The organism is Thalassococcus sp. BH17M4-6 (assembly GCF_049323015.1).
GTDB lineage: Bacteria > Pseudomonadota > Alphaproteobacteria > Rhodobacterales > Rhodobacteraceae > Puniceibacterium.
This window is the reverse complement of the sequence record NZ_JBMPGU010000006.1, coordinates 204,867-225,007: the sequence shown is the minus strand read 5'-3', so window position 1 is coordinate 225,007 and position 20,141 is coordinate 204,867. Positions and strand designations below refer to the sequence as shown.

The following is a 20,141-nucleotide window of genomic DNA, read 5'->3' as shown; positions in this document are numbered from 1 at the left end:
GATGAGCTATACCGTGATCGGCAACACCCGCACCCGAACCTTCCGGGTGCTCTGGATGCTCGAGGAACTGGGGCTGGCCTATGACCACCAGCTCGCGCCGCCGCGCGCCGATGCGGTGCGCCGGGTGTCGCCCCTGGGCAAGGTGCCGGTGCTGATGGACGGTGACGCCGCCATCCCCGATTCGACCGCGATTCTGACCTACCTCGCCGACAAGCACGGCGCGCTGACCGCCCCAGCGGGCAGCATCGCCCGTGCCCGGCAGGACGCCATGACCTTCCGGATCCTGGACGAGCTTGACGCGGTGCTCTGGACCGCCGCCCGGCATTCCTTTGTCCTGCCCGAGGATCAGCGCGTGCCCGCGGTCAAGGACAGCCTCAGGGCCGAATATGCGCGCAACATCGCAGGCATCGCCGCCGAGATCGCGGGCCCGTTCCTGATGGGCGACGCGATGACGGTGCCCGACATCCTGCTGGTTCATTGCGCCAACTGGGCGCAGAACGCGAAATTCCCAGATGCCCCGCCTGCGCTGCATGACTATGCCGACCGCCTGCGCGCCCGGCCAGCCTATACCGCTGCCTTCGACAAATAGCGCGCCGCGTGCCGTCCGGCCCATTGCCCGGTGGCCAGGCACGCGGTCAGCAGGTAGCCGCCGGTCGGCGCCTCCCAATCCAGCATCTCGCCGCAGCAGAAGGTGCCGGGGCGCTTGCGTAGCATCAGCCCCGCATCCAGCCCGTTCAGCGCGACGCCCCCGGCGGTCGAGATTGCCTCGTCCATCGGGCGCAGACCCCGATGCGGCACCGGCAGCGATTTGGCGAGCGTGGCCAGGGCCTGCGGATCGGCGGGCAGGGGCCGGGCGCATTCGTGAAACAGCGCCAGCATCGCCGGTGACCAGCCCCAGGCGCGGCGCAAGCGGTTCGACAGGCTTTGCTTGCCGCGCTGCGCCGCCAGCCGTTTGGCCAGCTGCGCCGCCGTCTGGTCGGGGGCGAGGTCGAGCCGTAGACTGGCCCCACCGCGCAGCGCGGGCGACAGCGGATACAGCCCGCCGCCCTCCAGCCCCTCGGCGCTGATCACTGCCTCGCCCCGTGCATGGCGGGTCCCGGCCACGAAGGTCACGTTCTTCAGCGGCGCGCCGAAATGCGCGGTCATATGCGCCGACCACGGCACGCTGAGCCCGGTGTTGGCGGGCGCGAAATCGGTCACGTCGATGCCCGCCTTCCGCAGGATGTTGGCCCAGACCCCGTCGGACCCCAGCCGCGCCCAGCTTGCCCCGCCAAGCGCCAGCACGGTGACGCGCGGGGTGATCGCGGTGATCTCGCCCTGGGTGCGAAAACGGCAGGCCTCGCCCTCCCAGCCGATCCAGCGCCAGTGGGTGCGCCGGTCAATCCCCATGCCCTCGAGCCGGGCAAGCCAGGCGCGCAGCAGGGGCGAGGCCTTCATCGCCTTGGGAAAGAGCCGCCCGGTCGAGCCGACGAATGTGGGCTGCGCCAGCGATTGCGCCCAGGCATCGACCGCATCGGGCCGGAAGGCGTCGAGGATCGGGCGCAGTACGGGCGCGGCGTCGCCGTATCTTTGCACGAAATCGTCGAAGTCTTCGACCTTGGTCAGGTTCAGCCCGGATTTGCCCGCCATCAGGAACTTGCGCCCGACCGACGGCTTGGCCTCGGCCAGCACCACGGAATAGCCGTCGGACAAAAGCGCGTCGGCGGCCATCAGCCCGGCGGGGCCGCCGCCGATCACCAGCGCGTCGGGTCGGTCGGTCATGCGCTGTCCGCGGCGGGGCGCATTTCGATAACGCGGCGCGGATAGGGGATTTCGATGTCGTTCTCCTTGAGCGCGTTCCAGATCAGGAAAAGCACGTCCGACGCATACTTGTTCTTGCCGTCGTCAATTCCGCTGACCCAGAATTCGACACCGAAATCGATGCCCGAGTCGCCAAAGCCGCGCAGTTCGACATCCGGGGGTTCAGGCTCTTGCAGGACGCCGGGATGGGTGCTGACCGCCGCCGCGATCAGGTCGGGGATGCGGTTGATGTCGGTGTCGTAGGACACAGAAAAGCTCACGTCGTAGCGGTTTGCGCTGCCCTGATCGGAGTAATTCACGATGCGTGTGGTGATGAAATCCTCGTTCGGAACGACGATCCAGCGCCCGTCGAACGTCTCAAGGATCATCGCACGGGCCGTGGTCTTGACGATCGTCCCGGCCTCGCCGCTGTCCAGTTGCACGTAGTCGCCGATGGTGGCCTGCCCTTCGAGCAGCAGGATCACGCCCGAGATGTAATTCGCGACGATCCGTTGCAGGCCCAGCCCGATCCCCACACCCAGCGCGCCGCCCAGCACCGCGAGCGATGTCAGCGGGATGCCCATGATACTCATCAGAAGCAGTATCGCCGCGCCGAAAATCACCACTTCGGCGGCCTTCGCGGCCAGTTGCCGGGTGGCGGGGCGCATTTCCTGCCGTTCGATATAGGCCGACGACTGTTCGTTCGACCAGCGCCCCAGCCAGAACAGCAGAGCCCCCGCGATCACCCCGCGCAAGAGCGCCAGCGCTGAGAACCGGATCGACCCGATGGCCACCGTGGTTTCCGACAGCCGCAGCGTCACGTCGTCGAGAATGCCGAAGGCATAAAGCAGCATCACCGGCAGCAGCACATAGCGCCCCAGCACCTTGAGGAAGGGATCGGTAACGATGTCGCGCACGAAGGCCCGCGCCGCCAGGAACAGGATCAGCCCCTTGCCAAAGGCGATGACCGCGCCCGAGCCAAAGATCGACCGGGTGATCTGTTCGCCGATGCCGGTCAGGGCATAGGCCAACACCGGCAGCACCAACGGCAGAAAGATCAGCAGAAAGCCGCGGGCGCGGGACAGGACGCTGGTGCTGTCCGCGGGCGGTGTCAGCAGGCGGCGCAGCGCGGGCACCAGCCGCCGCGCGATCAGCCAGGCCAGCACGAAGGCCGCCGCCAGCAGCGCGAATTGCGACCAGGCGGCGGGCGATACCAGCCAGCGCTGCGCGATGTCCCAGCCGATCAACCCGTATTCGGCGGCGCGCTGGACGATTTCGGGTTGCGTCGAGAGGTCCCAGTTCATCGGGGTCGCCTTGCAATCAGGGGTCCGGGCCGCAGGTTATGCGCTGCAGGGGGTGGGGGCAATGACAACCGAAGACGAACCGATCTGTCCATTGTGTGGCCGTCCGATCCCCGGCGACGCGCGGCAAAGCCTGCACCACCTGACGCCGAAGCTCAAAGGTGGCAAGGGCGGGCCGGTTGTGCGGCTGCATCAGATTTGCCACAACGAGATCCACGCCACCCTGACCGAGGCTGAACTGGCGCGTGACTTCGATACCATCGACAAGCTGCGCGCGCATCCGCGCCTTGCCGCCTTCATCGCCTGGGTCGCGAAACGCCCGCCGGGGTTTCACCGCCGGTCCGCAGGGGGGCGGCGCAAGCGCTGATCGCGGTCAGAGCGCGCCGGTCAGTGGGCGGAGATCTTTTCCACGTAGGCGCGCATTTCCTCGGCCTCGTGGCGGGCGTCGCGCAGGCCTTCCATGGCGGCGGAAAGTTCGGCCTCGGCCTGGGCCAGCTGGTTGGTCAGCTCGGCCTCGCGCTGCTGCAGATAGGTGATCGCCTGATCGCGGGTTTCTTCGGCCTCGTGCAGTTCCTGCGCCATGCGTTCCAGCTGATCGACATCGGCCTGGCTCACGCGGCGAAAGCGGTGCACCAGCCAGTTCGTGAACCACCCCATGCAGAACGCCACGAAAAGGATGATCGCGGTGGCGACGATAAACTCAATTCTGTTCAACGGCGGGGTCCTCTTGGGCGGCGGTGTCATCCGCCGGGGCATCGTCCGACGCTTCGGTTGCAGCGTCGGCATCGGCCTGGTCTTCGGGATCGGGTTCGGGGCGGACCAGCTTGAATTCGATGCGCCGGTTCGCCTCGCGGCCCGCTTCGGTGTCGTTGCTGGCGATGGGCGCTTCCTCGCCATAGCCGCGCACCGTGTACGATGCGATCAGCACCCGGCGCGCGCGCAGCGCCTCGAGCACCGATTGCGCGCGGTCCTGGCTCAGCTGCTGGTTCATCGACTCGCGGCCCTGGCTGTCGGTATGGCCCTGCACCTCGAGCGGGATGTCACCGCAGAGTTTCAGCAGCTCCGCGATTTCGTCCAGGATATCCTTGGCCGACAGGTCCAGCGTCGCCGAGCCCGGTTCGAACGTGATCTTGCGGTCGCCGATGATCTGCACGATCTGCGCCTCGCATTCCTCGGGCGTGGGGATGCCCAGCGTCGGGTCGAGCTTTTCCTGATAGACCACGGCGATGTCGAAATCCTCGCCATCGCCCAGCTTTTCGGCCAGCAGCGCGGCGATGTCGGACCCGCCGTTCTGGTTGCCGGTGTTGCCGATAACCGACACGGCATCGGGCGTCACGGTGACCGCACCGTTGGCGAGTTCCGACAGCGCCTCGAGCCCGGCGAGAACCCGGGTGGCCCAACTGCCGGGCAGCGCCTCGTCGACCCGCGCTCCGGTATAGACCCGGTCCGATCCAAACGCCGCCTTGGCATAGCTTTCGGCGGTGGTACGGGCGATCTCGGAATTGATCCGGCCGCGCAGTTGCACGGCCCCTTCGGGCGACAGGGTCGCGATGAATTCCGGCGGACCCTGATCCGGCGTCGCCTCGGGTGCAACGGGCAGCAGGGCGTGCAGCGCAAAGACCGGCGGCAGCGCGTTGTCCAGCTCGCCCACGACCCGGTCATACAGCGCCTCGTCGGTGCCCTCGCGGGCCACCAGTGACACGTCGGCGTTGGAAATGGTGATCGATTCGCCGCCCAGCTCGGCGAGGGCGGCCAGGCTCAGTTCGACCGCGTCAGCCCAGCGGCGCGATGGCACGCCCAGCCCGATGACGCAGGCGGCCTTGCCTTCGAGCCCGGCGGCGCGGGCGGCGGCAAGGATGCGGTCGCGCGCCTCTTCGGTATCGGCGGAACAGGCATCGAAGCGCGCGCCATCCTCGGTGATGACGAAGCGCAGGGTGAAGGGCGTGATCACTGGGCGCGGGGCCGACAGATCCAGCGCCAGGCGCAGGTCGTCGGGCGCGCGGCGGGCCAGGTCCGCCTCGATCCGGCGGCGGGCGTCTTCGCTGTCGGTCATGGCCTTGACCGCGACGCGGCCCGCCTCGACCGAGATCTTGGAGCGGGGCAAGGCGCGCAGGGCCGCGACGGCAAAGCGCAGCGCGTCGTCCCAGCCTTCGGGTTCGGGGAAATCGGCAGCGTCCAGCAGGTCCGAGATCTGCGCATCGGCCCCGGCGAGTCGGGTGATATCCTCTATCAGCCGCTCGCGGTCGGTGCCTGACGGCACCAGCCCGATCAGCGACACGCCGCCGTCGTTGCGCAGGATCTCGATGGAAAAGCGCGGCGGTGTCGCGGCGTCGCTGTCCTCGACATTCATCTGGTCGATGACGCGCGCGGCATCGACGACCCGGCCCGCCACGGTCAGCGCGCGGAACCGGTCTGCCTCGGTGGGTGCGGTGCCCGCCATGAAGACCTGAAGCCCGTTGGAATCGACTTCGGCCCAGGTCATCGCCTCGCGGTCAAGTTCGGCGCGCACGCCGATGACCGAACTGTCCTCGATCATCCGGACCGAAAAGAACGCGGCGACCAGGCACAGCACGGCCGCGGCGACGAACGCCCCGAGGGTGAGAAACAGTGACGAAAGACGCATGGGCGCTCCGGGAAATCCCAATGGTGTTCTGTGATACGCCGCACAGGCGCGGGGTGCAATCAGGCGAAGAGTGCGAGGGCGAAAAACAGCACGGGCAGCAAACCGGCATCGCGGTTCGACCGGAAGAGCGACAGCAGCCGGTCGTTGTCATCGAGCTTGAGCCGCCGCAACTGCCACATCATGTGCCAGCCCATCGCCCAGGGTCCGGCGATGGCCAGCACCAGCGCCAGGATCTCGCCCCGTGGCGCGGCGGTCACGATGGCCAGCCCCATGAGCGCCACGGCAGCGACCATGAACCGGGCCAGCCAGCGCGGGGTGGCATCATCGCCAAAGAGCCGCGCGGTGGATTTGACCCCGATGAGAGCGTCATCTTCCTTGTCCTGGTGGGCATAGATCGTGTCATAGAACAGCGTCCAGGCCATGCCCGCGAGGTAGAGCAGCACTGCGGGCAGTTGCAGTTGTCCGGCATGCGCGGTCCAAGCCAGCAGCGCGCCCCAGTTGAACGCGAGGCCAAGAAAGATCTGCGGCCACCAGGTGAAGCGCTTGGCGAAGGGATAGACCGCCACCGGCAGCAGCGACAGGATGCCCAGCAGGATGGCGTTCACGTTGAAGGTGATGAGGATCAGGAAGGACACCAGCGACTGCGCCACCGCCCAGGCCAGTGCCTTTTTCGCGCTGACCTGTCCCGACGGAATCGGGCGGGACGCGGTGCGGGCCACCGATCCATCGATGTCGCGGTCGGTGATGTCGTTCCAGGTGCAGCCCGCGCCACGCATCAGGAAAGCACCGATGCCGCAGCCCGCAAAGATCCACAGATCAAACCAGGTGGCGCGCCCGTCCGACAGCATCGCCAGCGTCAGCCCCCACCAGCAGGGCAGCAGCAGAAGCCAGGTGCCGATGGGACGATCCGCGCGGCTGAGCCGCAGATAGGGGCGGCTGGCGGCGGGGGCCAGCCGGTCGACCCAGTTGCCCTTGACGGCGTCCGCGACCTGACCTTCGGTGGCCTCTGGCGTTGTCTTTGGATGGCTCATATGGTGCGCCCATGCGTGCAAAAGTCCGCCTGTATGTAGAGCACCCGCTGGGGGAGGTACAACCGGTCCCGCTGTCGCGGGAACAGGCGCATTACCTTTTTGGGGTGATGCGGCTGGGCGAGGGCGCGCAGGTGGCGCTGTTCAACGGGCGCGACGGGGAATGGACCGCGACGGTGGCCGAGGCGGGCAAGCGCGGCGGGGTGCTGGTCTGCGACGCTCAGGCCGTGCCGTTGCAGATGCCGCCTGACCTGTGGCTGCTGTTCGCCCCGATCAAGAAGGCGCGCACCGATTTCATCGTCGAAAAGGCGGCCGAGATGGGCGTGCGGCGCATCCTGCCGGTGCAGACCGAATTCACCAACGCCGAACGGGTGCGACAGGACCGCCTGCAGGCCCATGCGGTCGAGGCGGCAGAACAGTGCGGCGCGACATTCGTGCCCGAGGTTGGGCCGCTGCGAAAGCTAGACCGGGTGCTGGCGGACTGGCCCGCCGAGCGGCAGCTGACGTTCTGTGACGAGGCGGAGGCGGGCCGCTCCTCCGCCCGGGCGGGCGTCGTCGCGGGGAAAGGCGCCCCCTGGGCCATCCTGATCGGCCCCGAAGGCGGCTTTTCCGACACCGAGCGCACCCGCCTGCGTGGCATGGAACTTGCGCAGGTGGTGCAACTGGGCCCGCGCATCCTGCGCGCCGACACCGCGGCGGTCGCGGCGCTGACCCTATGGCAGCTGACCTATGGAGACTGGCAATGATCCGCCCCGCCGCCCGCGAGGCGCTGTGGCGTTGGCGCGAGGTGCTGATCGGGGCCGGGGTCTTGCTGCTGGGGCTTTACTGGGGCTTTTTCACCGGCGGGGGTTTTCTGCATTACGTGGGCTATGCGGTTGTGTTGATCGGTCTGGCGCTGGGCATCGCCGGGGTGCAGCGGGCGCGGTTTCGGCAAGGCGGCGGTGGGCCGGGGGTCGTGCAGATAAACGAAGGCCGGGTGGGCTATTTCGGACCGCTGACCGGCGGGGTGGTCGATCTGGCCGATCTTACGGCGCTCACGCTTGATCCCACCGCGCGCCCGCCGCACTGGATCCTCAGCCAAACCGGCCAGCCCGATCTGCAGGTGCCGCTGACCGCCAAGGGCGCCGACAGTCTGTTCGACGCCTTCGCCACGCTTCCGGGCATCCGCACCGAACACATGCTGCGGCAGATGCAGGGCGGCGCGCGCTACCCGGTTGTGATCTGGCGCAGCCCGGATGCGCCCGACCTACCTGAACGCCTGCATTGACAGGCACCGGATTTCTGATCATGGCTTGGCGTTCCAGATCCAAGAGCAAGCGGAGCCTGTCCCGATGTCCATTCCCCAGTCCGGCGGCGGGCCGATCGAACACCACGCACAACTGGCCGAATACATGGCCCAGGGCTGCAAGCCCAGGGAAGACTGGCGCATCGGCACCGAGCACGAGAAGTTCGGCTATTGCAAGGACACGCTGAAGGCGCTGCCCTACGAGGGCGAGCGGTCGGTGCGCGCCGTGCTTGAAGGGTTGCGGGATCGCCACGGATGGAACCCGGTCGAAGAGGGTGGACAGCTGACCGGCCTGACCAAGGGGCTCGCGAATGTGAGCCTGGAGCCCGGCGGGGCGCTGGAGCTGTCGGGCGCGCCGCTCGAGACGATCCATGAAACCTGCGACGAGGTGAACGAGCACCTGCGCGAGGTCAAGGATGTCGCCGACCGCATCGGCGTGGGCTTTATCGGCCTGGGCGCCGCGCCGATCTGGAAACACGAGGACGTGGGCCTGATGCCCAAGGGCCGCTACAAGCTGATGGACGCCTATATGGGCCGGGTCGGCACGATGGGCCGGGTGATGATGCGGCGCACCTGCACGGTGCAGGTCAACCTCGATTTCGGGTCCGAGGCCGACATGGTGCAGAAGATGCGCGTCGCCATAGCGTTGCAGCCGGTGGCCACGGCGCTGTTCGCCAATTCGCCGTTTTTCGAGGGCAAGGTGAACGGGCACAAGTCGTGGCGCAGCCGGGTCTGGCGCGATCTCGATGCCGCGCGCACCGGCATGGTGCCTTTCGTCTTTGAAGACGGGTTCGGGTTCGAACGCTGGGTGGAATACGCGCTCGATGTGCCGATGTATTTCGTCTATCGCGACGGCGAATATATCGACGCGCTTGGCATGTCTTTTCGCGACTTTCTCAAGGGCGAACTGCCCGCTCTGCCCGGCGAAAAGCCGACGCTGAGCGACTGGGCCGATCACCTGACCACACTGTTCCCTGAGGCGCGGGTCAAGAAATACATCGAAATGCGCGGGGCCGATGGCGGGCCGTGGCGCCGCCTTTGTGCGCTGCCTGCCTTCTGGGTCGGGCTGATGTACGACCAGGGGGCGCTGGACGCCGCGTGGGATCTGGTCAAGGGCTGGGATGCGGAGACCCGCGAGGCGCTGCGCGTCGCCGCGTCGGTCGATGGCCTGCAGGCCGAGGCCGGCGGCATCAAGATGCACGATCTGGCGCGCGAAGTCGTGGCTCTGTCCGAACAGGGGCTGGTCGCGCGGGCGCGCACCGGCGCAGGCGGTCTGGTTCCGGACGAGACGCATTTCCTCAACGCGCTCAAGGAAAGTGTCGAGAGCGGCAAGGTCCCCGCGGACGAACTGCTGGACCGCTATCACGGCGACTGGGGCGGCGATCTGACCAAGATCTACGCGGATTATTCCTACTGAGGCGGCTGGCGCAGCGGTCGGTCTGATCCCCCGGCACGGCCGACAAAACACCGCCTGACCCCTCAAAGCCGAAACGCAAAAGGCCCTCGCTTGCTTCGGGGGCCTTTCGTGTCTCTGCAGGAAGGCGCGCGTCAGTAGCCGATGGCGCAGCCGTCCTTGCGTGGGTCCGATGCGCCTTCGAGCACGCCGTTCTCATGGATCAGAATCGCCTGCGCACCCCCGATGGGTGCGTCGGGCACCTCGACATCATGGCCCATCTCGGCCAGATCGCGGCGCACGGATTCGGCGTAGCCCCGTTCGACCCGCAGCACGTTGCCTTCGGCAAAGGACCGTGGCGCATCCAGCGCATCCTGCGGCGACAGCCCGAAATCGACCCGGTTGGTCACCATCCGCGCATGTCCGCAGCTTTGATACTGGCCGCCCATGACGCCGAAGGGCATGGTCACGCGCCCGCTTTCGCGCAGCATCGCGGGGATGATCGTGTGCATCGGGCGCTTGCCCGGGGCCATCTCGTTGGGGTGGCCTTCGGACAGGGAAAAGCCCGCGCCGCGGTTCTGCAGTAGGATGCCGAACTTTTCCGAAGCGATGCCCGAGCCGAACCCATGAAAAATCGAATAGATCAACGACACCGCCATGCGGTCACGGTCCACCACGGTGATGTAGATCGTGTCCTTGTGCACCGCTTCGGCGATCTGCGTCACCGACCGGTTCGCGCGCTTGGGATCGATGAGGCCGGCCAGCCGTTCCGCCGTTTCGCGCGACAGCATGTGATCCAGCCGGTCCATGTGATCGGGATCGCAAAGAAAGCGGTTGCGGGTGTCATAGGCCAGCTTCGTGGCCTCTGCCTCGATATGCGCGCGCTCGGTGCCGAAGGGGTCCATTGCGGCGATGTCGAACTGCGCCAGGATGTTCAGCAGGAGGATGGCCGTCGCGCCCTGCCCGTTGGGCGGATGCTCGAGCAGGTCGCGCCCCTTGTAGCTGCCCGAAATCGGATCGTGCAGGGTTGTGGTGGCGGCGGCGAAATCCTCGGCCGTGTGGACCCCGCCCATGGCCTTGAGCGCGGCGAGCATATCCTCGGCCACCTCGCCGGTATAAAAGGCGTCGCGGCCCTTGGCGGCGACCCGGCGCAGCACCTCGGCCTGACCCGGCAGGCGGAAGAGATCGCCCTGGTCCAGAGCCTTGCCGTTCTTGAGGTAATGGCGGATGCCGTCGCCCTGCAACCGGTCCTGATCGCGGGCCCAGTCGAAGGCCACGCGGGGCGCGACGGGCAGGCCCTCCTCCATATAGCGGATTGCCGGGGCCAGGCTGTCGGCAAGGCCCAGCTTGCCCCAACGTTCGGACATGGTGCAGAAGCCGTCCATCGCGCCCGGGACCGTCACCGCGTCGGCCGCGTTGACTTGCACCGTCTCGTGCCCCTTGTCGCGGAGCGCGGCGGCGCTGGAGGCGGCCGGTGCGCGGCCCGAGCCGTTGACCGCGATCACATCGTCCCCGCCCGCAGGCGAGATCAGCGCAAAGCAATCGCCGCCGATCCCGGTCATCTGCGGTTCCGCCAGCCCAAGAAGCACCGCACCGGCGATCGCCGCATCCATGGCGTTGCCGCCTTGCTGCAGGATTGACACCGCCGCCTGTGCGGCGACCGGATGTGACGTGGCGCACATGCCGTTGCAGGCAAGCACGGCAGAGCGGCCGGGTGTGTGGAAATCGCGCATGTATTTGGGTCCCCCTATCTTTCAGGCACAATAGGTTGCGCCGGGCCAAGGTCAATCTGTTGGGGGGATGGGGGAAGTACCTCGACGCCGCGCACTGGGTGGGGGCTGTTAAGACGCGACGCCGAGGGAAGCTATATGCAGCTACAGGACAAGGTATGACGTTTCATTCGGGCCGGAATGCGGGGGGAATCTGGCCATTTCGGGGCATTTGCCGAGTCGGCGGAAATTCGCGACTACGGGCTGAAAATGCCGCCGCCGGATCGGCCTTTGCCCCGGGCTGCGTCAGCCCAGCCGGTCGGCATCAAGACGCACGAACAGCCGGTTGCGGCCGTTCTTGCGCACATAGACCAGGCGGCTGCTGAGCGTGCGGATCAGGCACCAGCCGAACCCGCCCTCGGGCAGATCGCCGCGTGGCACCGCCAGATCGGGCGGCCCCCGGTCCGGCAGGGCGCCCTGGGGCATCGGCTGGCCGTGATCGTCGATCCGCACCTCCACCCCGCCGCCGGGCAACAGCCGCAGATCCAGGCCGATATCGCCGCGACCGGTGCCGCCATAAGCATGTTCGACCACGTTGTTGAGCGATTCCGCCACCACCAGTTCAATCGTGCCGCAGGCCCCGTCGCGAACACCCGCATCCATCAGCCAGGAAACGCATTGGGCCAGCGCGTCGCGCACCGCGTCGGCGGTGCCGGGCAGATGCAGGCGCAGGTGCGCCGCGTCGGTCCCGGGCGCGCGCGCGGTCACCCTGCGCACCTGTGCGGGCATGGCCGGTTACCCCGCCTGCCGGGCAAAGGCGGCGGGCACATCGGGATAGATGGTAAAGATCGTGTCCATCCGCGTCAGGCGGAACACCTTTGCCACCGTCGGTGTCAGCGCCGCGAGGTCAAGCCGCTGGCTGTCGTCCAGCTGCTTCATCGCGGCGACGATGGCGCCAAGCCCGCTTGAATCGATGAACGCGACCTCGCCCAGGTCCAGGACGATGCGGTCAGGGCCCAGCGCCGACAGTTCGCGCATGCGATCCTTGAACTGGATGGCGACCACCGCGTCGATGCGGGGCTGTTTCACGGTCACGACAAGCTGGCCGTCCGTCTGGTGATGTGAAAGGTTCATGATGTTCCGTTCCTGCGAAAACTGACCGCAGGCTAGACGGCAATCCTTACCATTCGGTATGCAGGACAAAGGCAAGCGGGAGGGCACGATGGAAGATGTGGTGATCACGGGGGCCGCCCGCACGGCGATGGGCGGATTTCAGGGGGTGTTCGGCGAAACCTCGGCCGCGACGCTGGGCGGGGCGGCGATCCGCGCGGCGCTGGCCCAGGCGGGCAAACCGCAGGTCGACGAGATGTTGATGGGCTGCGTGCTGCCCGCGGGGCAGGGGCAGGCGCCCGCCCGGCAGGCAGGATTCGCCGCCGGTCTGGGCGAAGAGGTGCCCGCCACGACGCTCAACAAGATGTGCGGATCGGGCATGAAGGCCGCGATGATGGCCTGGGACCGGCTGGCGCTGGGGCAGGCGGGTGTGATGGTCGCGGGCGGCATGGAGTCGATGAGCCGCGCGCCCTACCTTTTGCCCAAGATGCGCGACGGCGCCCGGATCGGCCATGCGCAGGTCGTCGATCACATGTTCCTCGATGGACTCGAGGATGCCTATGACAAGGGCCGCCTGATGGGCACTTTCGCCGAGGATTGCGCCGAGGCGTATCAGTTCACCCGCGAGGCGCAGGACCAGTATGCGCTGGCGTCGCTGTCCAACGCGCTCGACGCCGAACGCAGCGGCGCGTTCGAGGCCGAGATCACCCCGGTCACCGTGCACGCCCGCACCGGTGAAGAGGTCATCACCTGCGACGAACAGCCCGGCCGCGCCCGGCCCGAGAAGATCCCGCATCTGAAGCCGGCCTTCCGTAAGGACGGCACGGTCACGGCGGCCAATTCCTCGTCGATCTCGGACGGTGCGGCGGCTCTGGTGCTGTCGACGCGCGCGGCGGTCGAGGCAGCGGGGGCCACGCCCCGCGCGCGGATCGCGGGCCACGCCAGCCATGCGCAGGCGCCGGGGCTGTTCACCACGGCACCGGTTCCGGCCGCTCAGAAGCTGCTGGAGCGGCTGGGCTGGCGCAAGAACGACGTCGACCTGTGGGAGGTCAACGAGGCCTTCGCCGTCGTGCCGATGGCGTTCATGCGCGAAATGGGCCTGCCGCGCGACATCGTGAACGTCAACGGCGGGGCCTGCGCGCTGGGGCATCCCATCGGAGCAAGCGGTGCGCGCATCATGGTCACCCTGCTGCATGCGCTTGAGGCGCGCGGGCTGAAGCGCGGGGTGGCCGCGATCTGCATCGGCGGCGGCGAAGGCACGGCCATCGCGATCGAACGGATATAAGCCCGGCTGCCCTGCAAGACACCGGCCCGACCCGACAGGAGACCCGCATGCGCGTGGACTATGACACATTGGCCGCCACCGTCGCGGCGCTGACCGAAGGCGAAACCGACGCCGTGGCTCTGATGGCGACCATCGCGTGCGAGGTGCATCATGCCGACGACCGGTTCGACTGGACCGGGTTCTACCGCGTGGTCGGGCCCGAACTGCTCAAGATCGGGCCCTATCAGGGCGGCCACGGCTGCCTGGTCATCCCGTTTTCGCGCGGCGTCTGCGGGGCCGCGGCGCGCAGCCGGGCGGCGCAGCTTGTCCCGGACGTGGAGGCATTTCCGGGCCATATCGCCTGCGCCTCGACGACGCGGTCCGAACTGGTGTTGCCGGTCGAAACGGCGGCGGGCAAACTTTTGGGCGTCTTCGATATCGACAGCGACCAGCCCGATGCGTTCGATAGGCGCGATGTCGAGGCGCTGACGGCGATCCTTGGGGCGGCCTTCGCGAACGCCGGGTGAGCCCCGGGTTGGGTGAAAATTTTATTTGAATTTTCATGCGACTCGGCTCATCGTGAAAATTCAAGAGATAATTTCACCCGAAAGCCTGGCCGATGCAGCACGCCACCCCCGCTTTGCCGCGCACCCTTGGCGCCGATCTGCGCGCTCTGCGCAAGACGCGCGGGCTGACGCTCGCGGCGCTGGCGGACCGGCTGGGCCGGTCGGTGGGCTGGCTCAGCCAGGTGGAGCGGGACCTGTCAGAACCGTCGGTGACCGACCTGCGCCATATCGCGGCGGCGCTCGACGTATCCGTCTCCATGCTCTTTGGCCAGGCGCAGGCCCCGGCGGAAGAGGCGGGGCTCATCGTGCGGTGCGGCGCGCGGCGGCCGATCGGGTCGGGCGCGGCGGGGTTGATCGAAGAGCTTCTGTCGCCGGACCTCACGGATGATTTCGAAATGGTCCATTCGACCTTTCAGCCGCATTCGGTGATCGGCGAACGTGTCACCCGGCCAACGCAAGAGGTGGGCTATCTGATCTCCGGCAAGCTCGATCTGGAAATCGGCGCGCGCCGCTTCACCCTGCATCCCGGCGACAGCTTCCGCATACGGGGCGAACCGTTCCGCTGGATCAATCCCTATGATGACCCCGCCGTGGCGATCTGGGTCATCGCGCCGCCGGTCTACTGATGAGCATCGAGGGCTGGAGCATATTCGCGCTGTTCTGGGTGGTCTTCGTGACCTCGCCCGGGCCCAACGCCGTGAACTGCATCCAGAACGGTATGAGCCTCGGCTTCGTCCGGTCGCTCTGGGGCGTGCTGGGCATCCTCACGCAGGCGACGCTGTTCCTCTTCCTGTCCGCCGCCGGAATCACCGCGCTGCTCACCGCATCCCCCGCGGCGTTCTTCTTCGCGAAACTCGTGGGCGCGGGCTTCCTGATCTGGATCGGCCTGCGCAACTGGCTGCGCGCGAAGACGCCCATCCGGGCGGAGGAGCAGCCCGGCGGCTCGATCTACATCCGCGCCTTCCTGATCGCGACGATCAACCCCAAATCCGTGGCCGGTTACCTGGCCGCCTTTTCGCAATTCGTGCAACCCGACGTGCCCATCGGCCAGCAGATGTGGGTGATCGTGCCCACAGCGCTGACCATCACCGCCGCGAGTTACTGCACCTACACCGCGCTTGGCGCCGGGCTGGGCCGTGCCGCACTGGGGGCTGTCGGCAACCTGGTCGTGCGTCGGGTCATGGCGGCCTGTTTCGTTCTGTACGGCGTGCTGCTGGGTGGTTCGGCCCTGCCGCAAGGGAGGGTCGGATGAAGGGAAGTTGCGCCTGCGGGCAAATCACATTCGCCGTGACCGGAGCGGTCCAGGGGCCGTCGGTCTGCCATTGCACCAGCTGCCGCAAGATGTCCGGACACGCCTGGTCGTCGGCCTTTGCGCCCACCGACGCCATCGCCATCGACGGGCCTGTCCGCTGGTTCGAGGCCACATCGACTGCCAAACGCGGCCTTTGCCCGACCTGCGGGTCCTTCCTGTTCTGGAAGGCGCATGACGAGGACACGATGAGCTTTGCGCTCGGCGCCATCGACGGGCCGACCGGCCTGCGGCTCGAAAAGCATATCTTCACCGGCGAAAAGGGCGACTATTACACCCTCGCCGACGGCCTGCCGCAAAAGGGGTGATGCAGATGCTTGACACCCTGCTCGCGCTGCCGATGTCGACGCTGCTGGCCTTTGCCGGGGCGGGCATCCTGCTCAACCTTACGCCCGGGGCGGATGTGATGTTCGCCACCGCCAGCGGCATGCGCGGCGGCGCGCGGGCGGGTGTTGCCGCGGCGCTGGGCGTGGCGCTGGGGTCGGTCTTTCACGTGGCACTCGCGGTTCTGGGCGTCGCCGCCGCCCTGCGCGCCATGCCCGAGGCGCTGCAGGTGATCCGCTGGGCCGGTGCGGCCTACCTTCTGTGGCTGGCCTGGGCCGCCTGGACCGCCGAACCAGAGACCGAAGATGCGCGCGGCGCGCAGTCGTTGGCCATCGCGCTGCGGCGCGGGTTCGTCACCAACGTGCTCAACCCCAAGGTCGGGCTTTTCATCCTGGCCTTCCTGCCGCAGTTCGCCGACCCGGCGCTGGGGCCGGTCGCGCCGCAAATGGCGCTTCTGGGCGCGATCTTCGTGGCCACCGGGCTGATCATCACCTCTGCCTACGGCGCGCTGGCGGGCCTTTTCGGCGCGGGGCTCAGGCGGCATCAACGTATCACCAACCGGATCGCAGCGGCGGTCTTTGGCGGCCTCGCGGCGCGCCTGGTTCTGGACTGAGGAGAGACTGACATGGCGGATTTTCCAACAACGGCCCGCGTGGTCATCATCGGCGGCGGCGCAGTCGGCGCGTCCTGCGCCTATCACATCGCCAAGGCCGGATGGGATTGCGTGCTGCTGGAAAAGAACGAATTGACCGCGGGCAGCACCTGGCACGCGGCGGGCAACTGTCCGTCCTTTTCGACAAGCTGGGCGATCATGAACATGCAGCGCTATTCGCTGGGGCTGTTTGCGCGACTTGCCGACGAGGTCGACTATCCGATGAACTACCACGTCACCGGGTCGATCCGCCTGGGCCACAGCAAGGAACGGGTGATGGAGTTCGAGCGCGCCCGCGCCATGGGCCGCTATCAGGGGCTGGATCTGGAGATGATGCAGGTCAGCGACATCAAGGACCGCTATCCCTTCGTCGAAACGCATGACCTCGCCGGTGCGCTGTGGGATCCCGACGATGGCGACATCGACCCCGCGCAGCTGACGCAGGCGCTGGCCAAGGGCGCGCGGCAGATGGGCGCGCGGATCGAACGGTTCTGCCCCGCCACCGGCGTCAGCCGCCGCGGCAGCGAATGGATCGTGCACACCGACAAGGGCGACATCGCCTGTGAAAAGGTGGTGAACGCCGCCGGCTACTATGCGCAGCGCGTCGGCGAATGGTTCAAACCCTATGGCGGACGCACGGTGCCGATGACCGTGATGAGCCATCAGTATTTCCTGACCGATGAAATCCCCGAGCTTGCGGCATGGACGAAAGAGAATGGCCGCAAGGTGCCGCTCTTGCGCGATGTCGACAGCTCTTACTACCTGCGGCAGGACAAGAACGGCCTGAACCTCGGCCCGTACGAGCGCAACTGCAAGGCGCATTGGGTGACCCCCGACGATCCCATGCCCGAGGATTTCAGTTTTCAGCTTTATCCCGACGATCTGGACCGGCTGGAATGGTACATTGAGGATGCGATGGCCCGCGTGCCACTCTTGGGCACCGCCGGTGTCGGCCGCGTGATCAATGGCCCCATTCCTTACGCCCCTGACGGCCTGCCGTTGGTGGGGCCGATGCCGGGTGTGCCCAACGCGTTCGAGGCCTGCGTTTTCACCTTCGGCATCACCCAGTCGGGCGGCGCGGGCAAGGTGCTGGCCGAATGGGTCACCGAAGGTCAGACCGAATGGGACATGTGGGCGGTCGATCCGCGCCGCTTCACCGATTACGCCGATCAGGACTATTGCAACCAGAAGGCGCTGGAGACCTACGGCCACGAATACGCGATGCATTTCCCGCATCACCGCTGGCCCGCCGGTGCCGACAAGCGTCTGTCGCCCAACCACGCCAAGGTGCGCGAACTGGGCGGCGTCATGGGGGTCTACAATGGCTGGGAACGCGCCAACTGGTTCGCGCACCCGGGCGATGACACGTCCGAAGAGGCGACACACACATGGGCCCGCTCCGGCCCCTGGCAGCCCCGCGTGGCCGCGGAATGCGCAGCGGTGCGCGACGCGGTCGGCGTGCTGGACCTGCCGGGCTTTTCGCGGTTCCGGCTTTCGGGCCCGGGGGCCGCAGCGCATCTTGACCGTCTGACCGCGGGCCGCCTGCCGAAACCGGGCCGCGTTGGGCTGGCCTATTTCCCCGATGACCGGGGCCGCATCCTGACCGAGATGTCGGTGCTCTGCCATGGCGAGGACGACTTTACCCTGATCACCGCCGCCACCGCGCAGTGGCACGATTACGACGTGCTCAAGGCCGATCTGCCCGAGGGCGTCACGCTGCGCGACGACAGCGCCGACACTTCGACGCTGATCGTCACCGGCCCGCAAAGCCGCGCCCTCTTCGAGGCGCTGGACACCGATGCGGACCTGAGCCTGCCGTGGCTGTCGCACCAGCGCGCCACCGTCGCCGGGCGGCCTTGTACGCTGGTGCGCGTCAGCTTCGCCGGAGAGCTGGGCTGGGAAATCCACGCCGCCAATGCCGATATGCCCGCGCTTTACGACGCGGTGCTGGGGGCGGGGGCGACGCCCTTTGGCATGTTCGCGCTCAACTCCCTGCGTATCGAAAAGGGCTATCGCGCGTGGAAAGGCGACCTTTCGACCGACTATTCGCTTCTTGAAGGCGGGCTGGAGCGGTTCATCGACTGGTCCAAGGATTTCACCGGCAAATCCGCGCTCGAGGTGGAAAAGCAGCGCGGCGCGTCCAAGCGGTTCGCCATGCTCACGGTCGATGCGGGCGAGTGCGATGCGCCTTACATGTCCTCGATCTGGCAGAATGGCCAGGTCGTCGGCGAAACCACCAGCGGCGCCTGGGGCTACCGGGTGGATGCCTCTGTCGCACTCGGCATGATCCGGTCGGACCTCGCGGTCCCGGGAACGACGCTCGAGGTCGAGATCTTCGGTGAACGCCGCCCGGCAAAGGTGCAGTCCGACGGCCCGCTCTGGGACCCGCAGAACGAAAGGCTCAGGGCCTGATGCTGACCGCCCCCGCCCGCAAGCTGATCGCGCAGTTTCCTCTGGGCTTTGTCGCCACTGTCGATGCGGACGGCTGCCCCGCCGTGTCGCCCAAGGGCACGTTCCTCGTGCTGGACGACACGACGCTGGGCTTTGGCAACATCCGCTCGCCCGGGACGGTCGCCAACCTGCGCGCCAACCCGGCGTGCGAGGTCAATTTCGTCGATCCCTTCCTGCGCAAGGGGCTGCGGGCGCGCGGCACCGCGCGAATTATCGGCTTGCAGGATCCGGGGTTTGAGAGCATCGCCCGCTGGCGCGCGGTCTGGGGGGACCTGGCGGACAGGATCACCGATCTGGTGCTGATCACGGTGACGGCGGTCAAACCGCTGAGCACCCCGCCCTATGACGACGGCGCCACCGAAGAGGACATGCTGGCCACCTACAAGGCCAAATACGCGGAGATCTATCCATGACGAATATCACCCTGCTCGACGGCGGCATGGGACAGGAACTGGTACACCGGGCGGGCGACAGGCCGACGCCGCTCTGGTCCACGCAGGTGATGCTGGATCACCCCGGCCTCGTGTCGCAGGTCCACCGCGATTTCTTCGAGGCGGGCGCAACCGTCGCCTCGACCAACACCTATGCCATCCATCGCGACCGCCTGGCGCCCGTGGGAATGGAGGACAGCTTTGCCGCGCTGCACGCCGCCGCCATGGCCGAGGCCTGCGCCGCGCGTGACGCCCATGGGAGCGGACGCATTGCGGGCACCATCGGCCCGCTTGGGGCGAGCTACCGCCCCGACCTGCACCCCGAACACAGCGTCGCCGTCGCGGCGTACAGCGAACTGGCGGGCATGGTCGCCGCTGGCTCCGACATCGTGCTCTTCGAAACCATCGCTTCTGTCGCACATGCCCGCGCCGGGCTCGAGGCCGGGCTGACAATCGGGCTGCCGGTCTGGCTTGCCATGACGGTGGATGACGAAGACGGCAGCCGCCTGCGCTCGGGCGAGCCGCTGGCCGAGGTCACCGCCATCGCCCGCGACGGGGCCGCCGCAGTTCTGGCCAACTGCTCCGCACCCGAGGCGATGCCAGCTGCGCTCGAGGCGCTGGCCGCAGGCGATCTGCCGATCGGGGCCTATGCCAATGCCTTCACCCAGATCACCAAGGAGTTCCTCAAGGACCGGCCCACCGTCGACGCGCTGAGCGCCCGCCGCGATATGGGCCCCGACGCCTATGCCGGGCACGCCATGGCCTGGGTCGATCAGGGTGCCACCATCGTCGGCGGCTGCTGTGAAACCGGGCCCGCGCATATCGCCGCGGTCGCAGCGGCGCTGCGCGACAAGGGGCACACCCTGGTCTGACCGCCTGTTTCATCTGCCCGGAAATACTTCGGGGGGTTTGGGGG

Annotated in this window: 22 protein-coding genes; 14 read left to right on the top strand and 8 right to left on the bottom strand. The window is 67.5% G+C overall.

The features are described from left to right. The first annotated feature begins 1 nt into the window (after position 1). Entirely contained in the window at positions 2-589 is a 588-nt protein-coding gene (locus tag ACOXXX_RS11185; RefSeq protein WP_422826659.1) for a glutathione S-transferase family protein, read from the top strand. Here ACOXXX_RS11185 and ACOXXX_RS11180 read toward each other — a convergent pair. Together ACOXXX_RS11180 and ACOXXX_RS11175 are read right to left on the bottom strand one after the other, a co-directional pair. Then, positions 565-1,761 carry a TIGR03862 family flavoprotein gene (locus tag ACOXXX_RS11180; protein ID WP_422826658.1) on the bottom strand — a complete coding sequence of 399 codons (1,197 nt, stop codon included), beginning with the start codon at positions 1,759-1,761 and terminating at the stop codon, positions 565-567. The two genes, ACOXXX_RS11185 and ACOXXX_RS11180, sit on opposite strands and share 25 nt — an antisense overlap. Continuing rightward, positions 1,758-3,083 (bottom strand): mechanosensitive ion channel family protein, encoded by a 1,326-nt coding sequence (locus ACOXXX_RS11175; RefSeq protein WP_422826657.1) that lies wholly within the window; start codon positions 3,081-3,083, stop codon positions 1,758-1,760. The genes ACOXXX_RS11180 and ACOXXX_RS11175 overlap by 4 nt, the downstream gene beginning before the upstream one ends. A 61-nt stretch (positions 3,084-3,144) precedes the next feature. On the opposite strand from ACOXXX_RS11175, the gene ACOXXX_RS11170 reads away from it, so the two are divergent. Then, the gene (locus ACOXXX_RS11170) at positions 3,145-3,447 is read left to right on the top strand and encodes an HNH endonuclease (RefSeq protein WP_422826656.1); all 303 of its coding nucleotides are present in this window, start codon (positions 3,145-3,147) and stop codon (positions 3,445-3,447) included. Between the two features lie 20 nt (positions 3,448-3,467). Here ACOXXX_RS11170 and ACOXXX_RS11165 read toward each other — a convergent pair whose 3' ends face one another. From ACOXXX_RS11165 to ubiA, 3 genes are read right to left on the bottom strand one after another with little or no spacing between them, the layout of a single operon-like run. Next, positions 3,468-3,794 carry a hypothetical protein gene (locus ACOXXX_RS11165; protein ID WP_422826655.1) on the bottom strand — a complete coding sequence of 109 codons (327 nt, stop codon included), beginning with the start codon at positions 3,792-3,794 and terminating at the stop codon, positions 3,468-3,470. Beyond that, entirely contained in the window at positions 3,781-5,703 is a 1,923-nt protein-coding gene (locus ACOXXX_RS11160) for an OmpA family protein (protein ID WP_422826654.1), read from the bottom strand. The genes ACOXXX_RS11165 and ACOXXX_RS11160 overlap by 14 nt, the downstream gene beginning before the upstream one ends. 59 nt (positions 5,704-5,762) lie before the next feature. Next, on the bottom strand, positions 5,763-6,734 hold the full coding sequence (ubiA, locus tag ACOXXX_RS11155) for a 4-hydroxybenzoate octaprenyltransferase (protein WP_422826653.1): 972 nt from the start codon (positions 6,732-6,734) through the stop codon (positions 5,763-5,765). Between the two features lie 11 nt (positions 6,735-6,745). On the opposite strand from ubiA, the gene ACOXXX_RS11150 reads away from it, so the two are divergent. From ACOXXX_RS11150 to ACOXXX_RS11140, 3 genes are all read left to right on the top strand, one after another. Next, positions 6,746-7,477 carry a 16S rRNA (uracil(1498)-N(3))-methyltransferase gene (locus ACOXXX_RS11150; protein ID WP_422826652.1) on the top strand — a complete coding sequence of 244 codons (732 nt, stop codon included), beginning with the start codon at positions 6,746-6,748 and terminating at the stop codon, positions 7,475-7,477. Next, complete coding sequence (locus tag ACOXXX_RS11145) at positions 7,468-7,998, top strand: hypothetical protein (protein ID WP_422826676.1); 531 nt, start codon at positions 7,468-7,470, stop codon at positions 7,996-7,998. Before ACOXXX_RS11150 ends, ACOXXX_RS11145 begins: the two co-directional genes overlap by 10 nt. Before the next feature lie 64 nt (positions 7,999-8,062). After that, the gene (locus ACOXXX_RS11140; protein WP_422826651.1) at positions 8,063-9,433 is read left to right on the top strand and encodes a glutamate--cysteine ligase; all 1,371 of its coding nucleotides are present in this window, start codon (positions 8,063-8,065) and stop codon (positions 9,431-9,433) included. Positions 9,434-9,564: 131 nt separating this feature from the next. On the opposite strand, the gene ggt is transcribed toward ACOXXX_RS11140, so the two are convergent. The 3 genes from ggt to ACOXXX_RS11125 form a co-directional block, all read right to left on the bottom strand. Then, positions 9,565-11,142: a gamma-glutamyltransferase gene (ggt, locus tag ACOXXX_RS11135; protein WP_422826650.1), complete on the bottom strand. Its 1,578-nt coding sequence runs from the start codon at positions 11,140-11,142 to the stop codon at positions 9,565-9,567. Positions 11,143-11,424: 282 nt separating this feature from the next. After that, positions 11,425-11,907 (bottom strand): ATP-binding protein, encoded by a 483-nt coding sequence (locus tag ACOXXX_RS11130; RefSeq protein WP_422826649.1) that lies wholly within the window; start codon positions 11,905-11,907, stop codon positions 11,425-11,427. A 6-nt stretch (positions 11,908-11,913) separates the two neighbouring features. Beyond that, on the bottom strand, positions 11,914-12,252 hold the full coding sequence (locus ACOXXX_RS11125) for an STAS domain-containing protein (RefSeq protein ID WP_422826648.1): 339 nt from the start codon (positions 12,250-12,252) through the stop codon (positions 11,914-11,916). An 88-nt stretch (positions 12,253-12,340) separates the two neighbouring features. On the opposite strand from ACOXXX_RS11125, the gene ACOXXX_RS11120 reads away from it, so the two are divergent. From ACOXXX_RS11120 to ACOXXX_RS11080, 9 genes are all read left to right on the top strand, one after another. Next, entirely contained in the window at positions 12,341-13,513 is a 1,173-nt protein-coding gene (locus ACOXXX_RS11120; RefSeq protein ID WP_422826674.1) for a thiolase family protein, read from the top strand. A 47-nt stretch (positions 13,514-13,560) separates the two neighbouring features. Further along, on the top strand, positions 13,561-14,019 hold the full coding sequence (locus tag ACOXXX_RS11115; RefSeq protein ID WP_422826647.1) for a GAF domain-containing protein: 459 nt from the start codon (positions 13,561-13,563) through the stop codon (positions 14,017-14,019). Positions 14,020-14,111: 92 nt separating this feature from the next. Next, the gene (locus ACOXXX_RS11110; RefSeq protein WP_422826646.1) at positions 14,112-14,684 is read left to right on the top strand and encodes a helix-turn-helix domain-containing protein; all 573 of its coding nucleotides are present in this window, start codon (positions 14,112-14,114) and stop codon (positions 14,682-14,684) included. Further along, complete coding sequence (locus tag ACOXXX_RS11105) at positions 14,684-15,310, top strand: LysE family translocator (RefSeq protein ID WP_422826645.1); 627 nt, start codon at positions 14,684-14,686, stop codon at positions 15,308-15,310. The genes ACOXXX_RS11110 and ACOXXX_RS11105 overlap by 1 nt, the downstream gene beginning before the upstream one ends. Beyond that, the gene (locus ACOXXX_RS11100; protein WP_422826644.1) at positions 15,307-15,675 is read left to right on the top strand and encodes a GFA family protein; all 369 of its coding nucleotides are present in this window, start codon (positions 15,307-15,309) and stop codon (positions 15,673-15,675) included. The genes ACOXXX_RS11105 and ACOXXX_RS11100 overlap by 4 nt, the downstream gene beginning before the upstream one ends. Before the next feature lie 5 nt (positions 15,676-15,680). After that, positions 15,681-16,304: a LysE family translocator gene (locus ACOXXX_RS11095; protein ID WP_422826643.1), complete on the top strand. Its 624-nt coding sequence runs from the start codon at positions 15,681-15,683 to the stop codon at positions 16,302-16,304. 12 nt (positions 16,305-16,316) lie between these two features. Next, positions 16,317-18,755, top strand: coding sequence for a GcvT family protein (locus tag ACOXXX_RS11090; protein ID WP_422826642.1), 2,439 nt, complete (start codon positions 16,317-16,319; stop codon positions 18,753-18,755). Continuing rightward, a complete protein-coding gene (locus ACOXXX_RS11085) occupies positions 18,755-19,207 on the top strand; it encodes a pyridoxamine 5'-phosphate oxidase family protein (RefSeq protein ID WP_422826641.1) in 453 nt (150 codons plus the stop codon). Before ACOXXX_RS11090 ends, ACOXXX_RS11085 begins: the two co-directional genes overlap by 1 nt. Next, positions 19,204-20,097 carry a homocysteine S-methyltransferase family protein gene (locus ACOXXX_RS11080; protein ID WP_422826640.1) on the top strand — a complete coding sequence of 298 codons (894 nt, stop codon included), beginning with the start codon at positions 19,204-19,206 and terminating at the stop codon, positions 20,095-20,097. The genes ACOXXX_RS11085 and ACOXXX_RS11080 overlap by 4 nt, the downstream gene beginning before the upstream one ends. The last annotated feature ends 44 nt before the right edge of the window (positions 20,098-20,141 follow it).